Here is a 13,073-nt window from a genome sequence, read left to right as displayed (position 1 = left end):
TAACCTGGACGACGTGGTCAAACGAGACACCCGACCGGGCCCGGCGACTCGACTCCGTACCGCCGGGCCCCCGCGGCGCGAGGCGATCGACAGCCGCAGGCTCCCCTCCTACGCCGCCGGTGAGATCGAGGTGCCCTTCGTCGTCATGGGCAGCGCCGAGGTCATCCCCCGGGACACGTTCTGGGAGGAGCACTCGCACCCCACGCACGAACTGCTCTGGAACCAGCGGGGCGCCTCCTCCGCCATCGTCGGCACGCGGGTCTGGACGATCACCCCCACGGTCGGCCTGTGGCTCCCGGCCGGGACGCGCCACTCCGGGTGGACCCCCGCGGGGACCTGGCACCGCGCCGCGCAGTTCGGCGTCCACGCGGTGCCCTCGATCTCCGAAGAACCCGTGGCCGTGGAGGTCACCCCGCTCCTGCGGCTCCTGCTCGACCGGCTCGACGCCGAGGGGCTCACCGCGGACGGGCGCTCGCGGACCGAGGCGATGGTGCTGGACGTCATCGCCCCGGCCCGGCGCGAGCTGATCCTGCACATCCCCGAGTCGCCGCTGCTGGCCCCGATCGTCGCCGCCGTGCGCGAGGACCCCGCCGACACCACCACTCTGGCCGTGTGGGCGGCGCGGCTGGGTGTGAGCACCCGCACCGTCACCCGGGCGTTCCGCGCCGAGACGGGTCTGGGGTTCAGCCAGTGGCTGGCCACAGCCCGCGCCCAGCACGCGGTGACGATGCTCGCGCGGGGGGACGAGATCGACGAGGTGGCGGTGTGTGTCGGCTACCACTCGGCGAGCGCGTTCGGCGCGGCCTTCCGACGGGTCACGGGTCTGAGTCCGGGCCGCTTCCGCGCCCTGTGAGGCCCGCGGGGACAGCGCTTCAGGTCCTACGACAGCACCGGCAGCACAGGCCCCGCCCAGCTCTCCAGGCTCCCCCGCCACACCCCGCTTGTCCGAATCGCTACAAAAGATGTCACATCTACGCGATTGCGAACCCACCAAGGACACCCTAAATTCGGTTAGGCAAACCTAATCTCTCGGCATCGCCGCGGTCGGGTCGGCGACGCGCACCCCTGGGCTCCTGTCCCCACGCGACCCGCCCCCGACCGGTCCCCTCCCGGACGCACGCCCCCGCGTGCGCGCCGGGGCGGTGCGGGAGCCGGACCATGGCGCCGCCATGGCTGAGGCCCAGGGGCCGCAAGAGGCCCCACGGCCGCAATGGGAAGGAAACCATGCCCCGCGTTTCAAGGCTGGCCGCGCTCTCCGGCGCCGCGCTGCTCACCGTCGCGCTCGCCGCCTGCTCCTCCGACAGCTCCTCCGACTCCTCCGGCGGGGAGGACGGCGGTTCCGGGGACTGGACCCCCGTCACCATCGAGCACGCGCTCGGCACGACGACCATCGAGTCCGAGCCCGAGCGGGTCGCGACGGTGAACTGGGCCAACCACGAGGTCCCGCTGGCCCTGGGGGTCGTGCCGGTCGGCATGGCCTCCGCCGACTTCGGCGACGACAACGGCGACGGCGTGCTGCCATGGGTCGAGGAGAAGCTCACCGAGCTGGGCGCGGAGACCCCGGTCCTGTTCGACGAGACGGACGGCATCGACTTCGAGGCCGTCGCCGACACCGCGCCGGACGTGATCCTGGCCGCCTACTCCGGGCTGACCCAGGAGGACTACGACACGCTCAGCGAGATCGCCCCCGTCGTCGCCTACCCCGAGACCGCCTGGGGAACGCCGTGGCGGGAGATGATCGAGCTCAACAGCCAGGCCCTGGGCATGGCGGCCGAGGGCGAGGAGCTGATCGCCGGACTGGAGCAGGAGATCGAGGACTCGGCCGCGGAGTACCCGCAGTTCGAGGGCCGGTCCGCGATGTTCCTGACCCACGTGGACACCACGGACCTGAGCGAGGTCAGCTTCTACACCACGCACGACACCCGCGCCATGTTCTTCGAGGACCTGGGCCTGGGGACCCCGGAGAGCGTCGCGACCGCCTCGGCCGAGACCGACCAGTTCTCCCTGAGCCGGAGCGCCGAGCAGGCGGACGCGTTCAACGACGTGGACATCATCGTCACCTACGGCGGCGAGGACCTGGTGCGGACCCTGGAGGGCGACCCGCTGCTGTCGCAGATGCCCGCCGTGGAGAACGGCTCCGTCGTCAACCTCCCCGGCGACGACCCGCTGGGTACGGCCGCGAACCCGACCCCGCTGTCGATCTCATGGGTCCTGGACGACTACCTGTCGCTCCTCGCCGGGGCCGCTGACGAGGCCCAGTAGTGGCGACGGACACCTCCAACGCCGTCTCGGGCGCCGCCGTCGTGCGGCGCCCGAGGCGCGGCAAGGCCCTGTGGCTGCTGGTGGTGCTGGGCGCCTTGACCGCGCTCATGTTCGCCTCGGTGGTCGTCGGCTCGCGCGACGTACCCTGGACCGCCGTGGTGGCGGCCTTCGGCGGCGCGGCCGAGAACTTCGACCAGGCCGCGGTGGCCAAGCGCATCCCCCGCACGCTGCTGGCCGTGCTAGCCGGAGCCGCCCTGGGCGCGGCCGGGGCGGTCATGCAGGGCGTGACCCGCAACCCGCTGGCCGACCCGGGCATCCTGGGCGTGACCATGGGCGCCTCGCTCGCCGTCGTCGCGGGCATCGCCTACTTCGGCCTGGCCTCGGCGACCAGCTTCGTGTGGGTGGCGATCGTCGGCGCGGGGCTGACCACGGTGTTCGTCTACACCATCGGCTCCCTGGGCCGGGGCGGGGCCACACCGCTCAAACTCGCCCTGGCCGGGGCGGCGACCACCGCGGCGCTGGCCTCCTTCATCAGGGCCGTCATGCTCCCGCGCGCCGACATCGCAGAGGGGGCGCGGTCCTGGCAGATCGGCGGCGTTGGCGGCGGGACCTTCGACAGCGTCACGCAGGTGCTGCCCTTCCTCCTGGCCGGGTTCGCCGTGTGCCTGCTGTCGGCGCGCGCGCTCAACCTCCTCGCCCTGGGCGACGAGCTGGCCGCGGGCCTGGGCGAGCGCGTCGCCCTCGCGCGGGGCGCGGCCTTCGTCGGCGCGGTCGTGCTGTGCGGTGCGAGCACCGCCGTGACCGGACCGATCAGCTTCGTCGGCCTCGTCGTCCCGCACGTGTGCCGCCTGCTCGTGGGCGTGGACCACCGGTGGCTGATCCCCTTCTCGGCGCTCACCGGCGCCGCCCTGCTGACCGCGGCGGACGTGGTCGGCCGCATCGTGGCGCGCCCCGCGGAGATCGACGTGGGGATCGTGACCGCGCTGATCGGCGCCCCCTTCTTCATCTACATCGTCCGCCGTCAGAAGGTGCGTGCGTTGTGAGCGCCTCCACAGTCGAGACCGTCGCCCGCGGCCGGGTGCGCCGCGCCCACCGGCGGCGCTTCGTGATCGCCGCCCTGGCCGCGGCGATCGTCCTCGTGTTCGCCCTGTCGCTGATGGTCGGGCAGACCTTCTACCCGCCCGGCGACGTCGTGCGGGTGGTCCTGGGCCAGGACGTGCCGGGCGCCTCGTTCACCGTGGGGCGGCTCCGGCTGCCGCGGGCCGTGCTCGCGGTGGCGGCGGGGCTGTGCTTCGGGCTCGCGGGCGTGACGTTCCAGACCATGCTGCGCAACCCCCTGGCCAGCCCGGACATCATCGGTATCAGCGCGGGGGCCAGCGCGGCGGCCGTGTTCGCGATCGTGGTGCTCTCGCTCGGCGAGGCCGGGGTGTCGGCCTTCGCGATCGCGGCGGGCCTGCTCGTGGCGCTGGCCGTGTACGCGCTGTCCTTCAAGGACGGGGTCGCCGGAACGCGCTTGATCCTGGTCGGCATCGGCATCGCCGCCATGCTGAGCAGCGTCACCGACTACATCCTCGACCAGGCAGCCCAGTGGGACCTGCAGGAGGCGATGCGGTGGCTGACCGGCAGCCTCAACGGCGCGAGCTGGGACCAGACCGTCCCGGTGGTGGTCGCGCTGGTCGTCCTCTCCCCCGTGCTCCTGTCCCAGTCGGGCAACCTGTCCGCGCTCCAGCTCGGCGACGACACCGCCTCGGCCCTGGGCGTGCGCGTGGACCTGACCCGGCTCGTCGCGATCGTCGGGGCCGTGGGGCTCATCGCCTTCGCGACCGCGGCGGCGGGGCCGGTGGCCTTCGTGTCCTTCCTGTCGGGGCCGATCGCGGCACGCCTGGTGGGGCCGAACGGCTCGCTGCTGGTGCCCTCGGCGCTGGTCGGGGCGCTGCTGATCCTGGTCGCCGACCTGTGCGCGCAGTACGCCTTCGGGACCCGCTACCCGGTCGGGGTCGTCACCGGCGTGCTCGGCGCCCCCTACCTCGTCTACCTGATCGTCCGCACCAACCGCGTGGGAGGCTCGCTTTGACCACGGCCCATTCGCTGCTCGTCGAGGATTTGACGCTCGGCTACAAGGACCGCGTCGTCATCGAGTCGCTGGACCTGACCGTCCCGCCCGGCAGGATCACCGCGATCGTGGGCGCGAACGCGTGCGGCAAGTCCACCCTGCTGCGCTCGATGTCGCGGCTGCTAGCGCCCCGGGTCGGGCACGTGCTCCTGGACGGCAAGGAGGTGCACCGCCTGCCGTCCAAGGAGCTGGCGCGCACGCTCGGTCTGCTTCCGCAGTCGCCGATCGCCCCGGAGGGCATCACCGTGAGCGACCTCGTCGGGCGGGGCCGCCACCCCCACCAGAGGATGCTCTCTCGGTGGAGCCGGGAGGACGACGAGGCCGTGGCCGAGGCGCTGGAGGCGACGCGGACGGTGGACCTGGCCGACAGGCCCGTGGACGAGCTCTCCGGCGGGCAGCGCCAGCGCGTGTGGATCGCGATGGCCCTGGCCCAGCGCACGGACCTGCTGCTGCTGGACGAGCCGACCACGTTCCTGGACGTCAGCCACCAGGTCGAGGTGCTGGACCTGCTGACCGACCTCAACCGCTCGCTGGGGACGACGATCGTGCTGGTCCTGCACGACCTCAACCTGGCCGCGCGCTACGCCGACCACCTCATCGCGCTCGCCTCCGGTCGGCTGCACGCGGCGGGCGCGCCCGAGGAGGTGCTCACCCCCGAGACGGTGCACGCCGTGTTCGGCCTGCGCAGCGAGGTGATCACCGACCCCACGTCGGGCAGGCCCCTCATGCTGCCCCTGGGCCGCTACCACAGCGCCCGGGCCGAACGCGGGGAGCAGCGGCTGGCGGAGTGAACCCTGCGCCGCCGCGCGACCGGTGCCGCCCGCCGGGGCCGCCCCGGTCCCGGGCCCCGGAGCCCCGCGCGGTCACGCCGAGCGCCGCCGCGCCCCGGGTGGGGCGCGGCGGCGTACTCGTGCCCCGGGCCGCCTCCCGGCGTGGCCTGGTCAGCCCCCGGACGCCGACCGCCCTCGGGGCCGACGGTGGGTGCCGGGACCGGCGGGGGGGTGCGTCGACGCCTGAGCGCGTCACCGCTTGTGCGCCCCGAGCCACGAATCGGCCCCGGAGAGCGACGGGAATCCCCGGGACCACCGGAAGCACCCGCCGGGGCCGCCTTCGAACCCGAATCTATTGGATGTCCGGACTCCACCTATTGCGACCTGCACCGACAACTTCTGCTTGACGATCGGCATAAGCCCGACGTACGGTTCGAGGCAGCAGGTGAGGCAGATCACAAGGGTTGGGCGGTGTGGCGTCCTCGGACCGTCGGCATGGCCTCTCCCGGTTACGAAGAGCTGCCCCTCCCGCACCAAGTGAAGTCCGGCGGCGGCGACCCGCCGGGCCTCCCCCTCCGAGACGTGGACGGAGCGCTGACGGGCCGGGCGGCCCCGATCCCCGGCCACCGCGTCGTCCGCCTCCGGCCGGGCCATCGAGGAAGGAGCCGGTATGGGCTGAGACCGATGAGGCGGCACCCCCGCTTCCCGCACCTGATAGCAGGACCCCCTCAGCCAAGCGGTCGCAGCCACTCGGCCCCCACCGGACCGCACGACCGCCGGGCCGCCCCTGCCGTCGGCGCCGGCACGCCGCACGGACTCATCGATTCGCTCCCACCCCCCAGGTGAGGTTCCGTATGAAGAAGAGACCCCTGCTGACACTCGGCGCGCTGGCGTCGGGTGTCGCCATGGCGCTCACGCTGACCGCACCGGTCGCGTACGCCGACGAGACCGGCGAGGACGCGTTCAACACGCTGATCTTCTCCAAGACCACCGGCTTCCGGCACGACTCGATCCCCCACGGCGTCGCGCTCATCGAGGCGCTGGGAGAGGAACACGGCTTCCAGACCTCGCACACCGAGGACTCCTCGGTGTTCAACGACGAGGAGCTGGCCGCCTACGACGCGGTGATCTGGCTTTCCACCACCGGCGACGTGCTCGACGAGGAGGAGCAGGGCGCCTTCGAGCGCTACGTCCAGGGCGGCGGCGGCTTCGTCGGCGTCCACTCCGCCTCCGACACCCACTACGACTGGGAGTGGTACGGCGACCTCGTCGGCGGCTACTTCGCCAGCCACCCGCCGGGCACGCAGGACGCCCGGGTGGTGGTCAACGACAGGGTCCACCCCTCCACCGAGCACCTGCCTGCCAGCTGGGAGCGCCGCGACGAGTGGTACGACTTCGACCTGTCCCCGCGCGGAGACGTGCACGTCCTGGCCGGACTCGACGAGGACTCCTACGCCGACCAGGTCGAACCCGGGGGCCAGATGGGGTGGGACCACCCGATCGCCTGGTGTCAGGCCTACGACGGCGGCCGGTCCTGGTACACCGGCGGCGGCCACACCGTGGAGTCCTACTCCGAACCGGAGTTCACCCGGCACCTGCTCGGCGGGCTGCGGTGGGCGGCCGGGACCGCAGAGGGCGACTGCGGGGCCACGCAGTGGGACAACTTCGAGAAGGTCACCCTCGCGCAGGGCGAGGACTCCGTGGGCGAGCCCATGGGCCTGGCGGTCCTGCCCGACGGCCGCGTGATGCACATCACCCGCGGCGGCGACGTGCGGCTGTGGTCCCCCGACACCCGCACCACCGAGCTGATCGCCCGGGTCCCGGTGTACAACCACGACGAGGACGGGCTGCAGGGCGTCGCCCTGGACCCGGACTTCGAGGAGAACGGGTGGGTGTACCTGTACTACGCGCCCGTGATCGAGGGCGTCCCGGCGGGTGAGGCGCCCGCGGACGGCTCCCCGGAGGACTTCGAGCCCTACGAGGGCCACAACAACCTCTCCCGCTTCCAGTTCACGGACGGGGAGACGCCCGCCCTGGACCTGGACAGCGAGCGGGTCCTGCTGGAGGTCGGGACCGACCGGGGCATGTGCTGCCACGTCGGCGGCCACATCGACTTCGACGCCGAGGGCGACCTCTACCTGGCCACGGGCGACGACACCAGCGCGTTCGGGTCGGACGGCTACACGCCCATCGACGAGCGCGAGTCGCGCAACCCCGCCTTCGACGCCCAGCGCAGCTCGGCCAACACCAACGACCTGCGCGGCAAGCTCCTGCGGATCACGCCCACCGACGACGGCGGCTACGAGATCCCCGAGGGCAACCTCTTCCCGCCGGAGGAGTACAGCGGCGAGCAGACCCGGCCCGAGATCTACGCCATGGGCCTGCGCAACCCGTTCCGGTTCACGGTGGACGAGGAGGACGGCACCGTCTACCTGGGCGACTACGGGCCCGACGCCAACGAGCCCGACCCCGAACGGGGACCGCGGAACACGGTCTCCTGGCACGCCATCGCCGAGCCCGCCAACATCGGCTGGCCCTACTGCATCGGCGACAACAGCGCGTTCGTCGACTACGACTTCGAGACCGGGGCCTCCGGAGAGGCGTTCGACTGCGCCGCGCCGGTGAACGACTCCCCGCGCAACACCGGCCTGGCGGAACTGCCCCCCGTCACCCCCGCCTCGATCTGGTACAGCTACGAGGAGTCGGAGGAGTTCCCGCAGCTGGGCACGGGCGGCGGCGCCCCGATGGGCGGCCCGGCCTACCGGTTCGACCCCGAGCTGGAGTCGGACACCAAGTGGCCCGAGTACTACGACGGCGTCCCGCTGTTCTACGAGTGGGACCGCGACTGGATCAAGCAGGTGCACCTGGGCGACGACGGCCGGGTACTGGACATCACCGAGACCGTCCCGAACATCAGCCTGGCCAACCCCATGGACATGGAGTTCGGCCCGGACGGCTCCCTGTACGTGCTGGAGTACGGGTCCGGCTACTTCGGCGGGGCCGACGACTCGGCGCTGTCGCGCATCGACTACACCGGCGGCGGGACCACCCCGGTCGCCGACATCAGCGCCTCCACGACCTCGGGGCCGGCCCCGCTGGAGGTGGAGTTCTCCGCCGAGGGCTCCAGCCACCCCGGCGGCCTGCCCCTGGAGTACGCGTGGTCGTTCGGCGACGGCCGGACCTCGACCGAGGTCTCGCCCGCCCACACCTTCGAGGAGGCGGGCCAGTACACGGTCGTGCTGACCGTCACCGACTCCGAGGGGCGCACGGGCACGGCCACCACGACGGTCACCGCGGGCAACACCGCGCCCGAGGTCTCCTTCCAGACCCCCCGGGACGGCCAGTTCTTCCACTGGGGTGACCGGATCCCCTTCAGCGTGGACGTGGCGGACGCCGAGGACGGCTCCGTGGGCGAGGGCGTCGACTGCGGCGACGTCGCGGTCACGGCCTCGCTCGGCCACGACCGGCACGCCCACCCGTGGACCCAGTACGACAGCTGCGAGGACGTCAGCGTCACCGAGGTCGACGGCGGCCACGGGCACGACATGAACATCTTCTGGGTGCTGGAGGCCGAGTACACCGACTCCGGCGGGGAGGGGGCGCCCGGCCTCACCGGAAGCGACGGGGTCACCCTCAAGCCCGCTCGGACGCAGGCCCAGTACTTCACCGACAGCGAGGGGGTCCGGACCGAACCCACCGCGGACGCCGAGGGCGGCCTGGTCAACGTCAGCCACATCGGCCACGGCGACTGGACGGCCTACGACACGACCAACCTGGTGGGCGTCGAGCAGATGGAGTTCCGGGTCGCCTCCGCCGGGGCGGGCGGAACCATCGAGGCCCGCGTGAACGCCCCCGACGGCGAACTGCTCGGCAGCGTAGACGTGCCCTCCACCGGCGGCTGGCAGGAGTGGACCGACGTGACCATGGACGTCACCGACCCCGGGGAGACCTTCACGCTGTACCTGGTCTACGACGGTGAGGGCCCCGCGGTCGAGGACGGCCTGTTCAACGTCAACTACTTCGAGGCGGTCCTGGACGGCCACGGCGAGCACGGCCCCCAGACCGAGCTGACCAGCCCGCAGGACGGCGCGGTCTTCGAGGAGGGCGAGGACGTCCCCCTCTCCGCCGAGGTCACCGACCACGCCGAGGCCGGTGTGGAGAAGGTGGAGTTCCTCGTGGGCGAGGAGGTCGTCGCCACGGTGACCGAGGGCCCCTACACGGCCGCGTGGCAGGGGGCACCGGCGGGCGAGTACGAGGTCAGCGCCGTGGCCACGGACGGCGACGGCGACACCGGTGCCTCCGAAACCGCCACCGTCACGGTCGAGGCGGGCGGCACCGAGCCGCCCGAGTGCGCCTCGGCCGGGGCCGAGGACGGCTACACACCCCTGTGGGACGGCCGGACGCTCGACGGATGGACCATGGCGGGCCCGGGCGGGTTCGGCGTCGTCGACGACGGCGGGGGCTGCGCCCTGGAGACCCGGGGCGGCATGGGGCTGCTCTGGCACGGGACGGAGCTGGAGTCCTACCGGCTGAAGCTGGACTTCCTCGCCTCCGAGGAGACGGACAACTCCGGCGTCTTCGTCGGCTTCCCCGACCCCGGGGACGACCCCTGGGTCGCCGTCGACGAGGGCTACGAGATCCAGATCGACGGCTACGGGGCGCCCGACGGCGACCCGATCCACCGGACCGGCGCCGTCTACGGCTTCCAGGCGGCCGACTCCCACCCCGCGCGGGTCGGCGAGTGGAACGAGATGGAGATCGAGGTGGCCGACCCGGTGATCCGCGTGTGGATCAACGGGGAGCTGGTGAACGAGTTCGAGAGCACCGACCCCGCGCGTGACCTGTCCTCGGGCCACATCGGGTTGCAGAACCACGGCGACGCCGACCGTGTGCTCTTCCGCGACGTCCGGGTCCAGGAGCTGGACGCGGTCGAACCGGTCACGTTCGCCGAGGTCCGGGAGCGCGTCGACGCCCTGGAGGCCGACGGCGCGCTGACCGTGTCCGAGGCGCGCCGTCTGACCCCGCAACTGGAGCTGGCCGAACACCACCTCAACGTCGGCCGGACCGGGCAGGCCACGCTGGCCCTGGACCGGTTCGTCGGGGTGGCCGAGGCGGTGGCCGACGAGGCCGCCGGGGAGGAGCTGCTGGAGCTGGCCGACAGGCTGCGTCCGCTCATCGACGACGAGTGACGGGACGCCTCCGGCGCGCGCCCTCCCCCTGGTGGGGGCGGCGTCCGCCGGGGGTCCCGTGACCACGGCGGGGCCGGTTCCGGCCGGCCCCGCCCCCCGCGGTGGCGCCCCGCCGGAAGGGAGAAGGAGCGCGACGTCGCGGCGTCCGGCCCCCAGGTACGACGAGAAGAAGGTGTCACGGTGTCCGCCAAGAAGACCCCCTCCTCCCCCGACCCGTCCCGCGGGACGCAGGCTCCCCCGCCCAGGCTCACCTGGTGGCTGACCGCCGGATCCCTCCTGGTGGTCGCCGCCCTCGTCGGCGTCCTCGTCCTCACCTTCACCGGTGACGACCACACCGCCCCCGACCCGGCGCGCGTCGCCGAACTCCAGGCCTCCGCGCAGCAGCGCGACCGCGCGCAGGTCGACCAGCTCGTCGAGCGCGCCACCGCCGCGCACGGGCGGCTTATGCCCGTGGTGGAGAGCCTGGACGCGGCCGTGCCGCCCGACGGCTCCACTCCCGCCGGGGAGGCACCCGACGCAGGGGAGGTCGACTCCTGGTTGGAGGCCGTCCAGGGGGCGGCGGTCCACTTCGAGGACGCCCCCTCCGGCAGCAGCGGCCACAACGTCGCGCACGCGGGGCTGTCCAACGCCGTGGACCTGCTGGGGTCGGCGGTGGTCGCCTACTCCAACGCCGAGCGCGCCCGGGACGGACAGCGGGCGGAACTGCTGGAGCTGGCCGGCGACCTGCGCACCCAGGCGGTGCACGGCTGGTCGGTGGCGGCCACCCAACTGGACATGGTCAGCGTCGAGTCCGGCCACGGCCACGTCCACCTGTACCTGCCCGCGGCGCCCGGCAGCGGCGCCCTGGGACCCGACGGGGCCGAGCCCGGCGAGGGCGGCGGCGACAGCGGTGACCAGTGACCAACCGGTTCCGGAACACCCGGAGGCACGCAGAGGGGAGCATGCGTTGACGCGAGTCGGAGTATGGCTGATCGGGGCGCGGGGGTCGGTGGCGACCACCGCCGTCCTGGGAGCCCTGGCGGTGCGGTCCGGAGCGTCGGGGCGGACGGGGTGCGTGACCGAGCGCCCCGAGTTCGCCCCGGCTCGCCTGCCCGGGATCGGCGACCTGGTCTTCGGCGGCCACGACGTCTCCGGGATCCGCCTGCGCGAGAACGCCGAGCGGCTGGCCCGGGCGGGGGTGCTGCCCGCGCACCTGCCGTCGGCCTTCACCGACGAACTGGACCGGACCGAGCACCGTCTGCGCCGGGGCCTGCACGCCGCCACCGCCGGGGTGGGGCGCCGCGACGTGGACCGCCTGGAGGCGGACCTGCGCGAGTTCGCCGGACGGGAGTCGCTCGAACGCGTCGTGGTGGTGGACCTGTCCAGCACCGAGCCCCGGCCCGAACCGTACGCCGAGCACACCGGCGCCGACGCCCTGGAGACGGCCCTGGACGCCGGGACCGCGCGGATCCCGGCCAGCTCCGCGTACGCCTACGCGGCCCTGCGGGCGGGCTGCGCGTTCGTGGAGTTCACGCCCAACACCGGTCCCCGGCTGCCCGCCCTGGCGCGGCTCGCCGAGCGCTCGGGCGTGCCGTGGGCCGGGTGCGACGGCAAGACCGGGGAGACCCTGGTCAAGAGCGCGCTCGCGCCGATGTTCGCCGCCCGGGCGCTGCACGTGCGCTCGTGGTCCTCGCTCAACCTGCTCGGCGGCGGCGACGGCGCCACCCTGGCCGACCCGGCCAACGCCGAGAGCAAGCTCGCGTCCAAGTCGCGGGGTCTGGAGCACATGCTGGGCCACGGCCCGGACGGGCCCCTGCACATCGACTACGTCCCGGACCTGGGCGACGCCAAGGTCGCCTGGGACCACGTCTCGTTCGAGGGGTTCCTGGGGGCGCGGATGACCCTGCAGTTCACCTGGTCGGGCTACGACTCCGCGCTGGCCGCGCCCCTGGTGCTGGACCTGGCGCGGCTGACCGCCCACGCCCACCGGCGGGGCCGGGTGGGCCCCGTGCCGGAGCTGGCGTTCTTCTTCAAGGACCCCGTGGGCACCCGCGAACACGGCCTGGCCGAACAGTGGCGGGCCCTGACGTCCTGGTGCGCGGCACCGGAGGAGGAGGCCGAGTGAGAGCGCGAGACCTGGCGAGGCTGGTGCGCCTGCCCGCGGCGCTGAGCGTTCCCGGCGACACGCTGGCCGGAGCCGCGGCGGCGGGGGGCCTGCGCGGGCCCGGGGCCTGGGCGCTGCCCGCAGCCTCGGTGTGCCTGTACTGGGCGGGCATGGCCCTCAACGACTACGCCGACCGGGAGGTGGACGCGGTCGAGCGGCCCGAACGCCCCGTCCCCTCGGGGGCGGTGCGCCCCGGCGAGGCCCTGGCGGTCGCCGCGGGGCTGACCGCGACGGGCGTGGGCCTGGCCGCGGCGGCGGGCGGACGCCGGGCGGCGGGGGTGGGCACGGCCCTGGCCGCCACCGTGTGGGGCTACGACCTCGTCCTCAAGAGGACCCCGCTGGCCCCGCTGGGCATGGCGGCGGCCCGGGGGCTGGACGTGCTGCTGGGTGCGGGCGCGCGCCCCGCCGACGCGGCCAGGCCCGCTCTGGCGCTGGCCGTCCACACGCTCGGGGTGACCGCCCTGAGCCGGGGCGAGGTGCACGGGACGCGGCCCCGCGTGGCGGCGGGGGCGCTGCTGTGCACCCTGGCAAGTGCCGCGCTCGCCGCCGCGCCCGCCCGGCCCCTGCCCGGGCGGGCGGCGGGCGGGGCCTCGGCC

The 13,073-nt window shown here is 73.7% G+C and carries 9 protein-coding genes; all 9 read left to right on the top strand.

Features of this window, described 5'->3' with window-relative positions:
• Positions 1 to 13 precede the first annotated feature (13 nt).
• Positions 14 to 853 carry an AraC family transcriptional regulator gene (locus tag ABD54_RS09145; RefSeq protein ID WP_047869005.1) on the top strand — a complete coding sequence of 280 codons (840 nt, stop codon included), beginning with the start codon at positions 14 to 16 and terminating at the stop codon, positions 851 to 853.
• Between the two features lie 371 nt (positions 854 to 1,224).
• Positions 1,225 to 2,262: an iron-siderophore ABC transporter substrate-binding protein gene (locus ABD54_RS09140; protein WP_047869004.1), complete on the top strand. Its 1,038-nt coding sequence runs from the start codon at positions 1,225 to 1,227 to the stop codon at positions 2,260 to 2,262.
• Positions 2,262 to 3,305 carry an iron ABC transporter permease gene (locus ABD54_RS09135; protein ID WP_047869003.1) on the top strand — a complete coding sequence of 348 codons (1,044 nt, stop codon included), beginning with the start codon at positions 2,262 to 2,264 and terminating at the stop codon, positions 3,303 to 3,305. The genes ABD54_RS09140 and ABD54_RS09135 overlap by 1 nt, the downstream gene beginning before the upstream one ends.
• On the top strand, positions 3,302 to 4,336 hold the full coding sequence (locus tag ABD54_RS09130) for an iron chelate uptake ABC transporter family permease subunit (protein WP_047869002.1): 1,035 nt from the start codon (positions 3,302 to 3,304) through the stop codon (positions 4,334 to 4,336). The genes ABD54_RS09135 and ABD54_RS09130 overlap by 4 nt, the downstream gene beginning before the upstream one ends.
• Entirely contained in the window at positions 4,333 to 5,166 is an 834-nt protein-coding gene (locus ABD54_RS09125) for an ABC transporter ATP-binding protein (RefSeq protein ID WP_047869001.1), read from the top strand. Before ABD54_RS09130 ends, ABD54_RS09125 begins: the two co-directional genes overlap by 4 nt.
• 833 nt (positions 5,167 to 5,999) lie before the next feature.
• On the top strand, positions 6,000 to 10,334 hold the full coding sequence (locus ABD54_RS09115; RefSeq protein WP_047868999.1) for a ThuA domain-containing protein: 4,335 nt from the start codon (positions 6,000 to 6,002) through the stop codon (positions 10,332 to 10,334).
• A 180-nt stretch (positions 10,335 to 10,514) separates the two neighbouring features.
• Positions 10,515 to 11,234 (top strand): hypothetical protein, encoded by a 720-nt coding sequence (locus ABD54_RS09110; RefSeq protein ID WP_082166750.1) that lies wholly within the window; start codon positions 10,515 to 10,517, stop codon positions 11,232 to 11,234.
• 46 nt (positions 11,235 to 11,280) lie between these two features.
• Complete coding sequence (locus tag ABD54_RS09105) at positions 11,281 to 12,438, top strand: inositol-3-phosphate synthase (protein WP_082166749.1); 1,158 nt, start codon at positions 11,281 to 11,283, stop codon at positions 12,436 to 12,438.
• The coding region (locus ABD54_RS09100; protein ID WP_047869030.1) for an SCO3242 family prenyltransferase at positions 12,435 to 13,073 on the top strand (639 nt) is incomplete at its 3' end. The genes ABD54_RS09105 and ABD54_RS09100, both read left to right, overlap by 4 nt.

The organism is Nocardiopsis sp. RV163 (assembly GCF_001029525.1).
GTDB lineage: Bacteria > Actinomycetota > Actinomycetes > Streptosporangiales > Streptosporangiaceae > Nocardiopsis > Nocardiopsis dassonvillei.
This window is presented reverse-complemented; position numbering and strand designations above follow the sequence as displayed.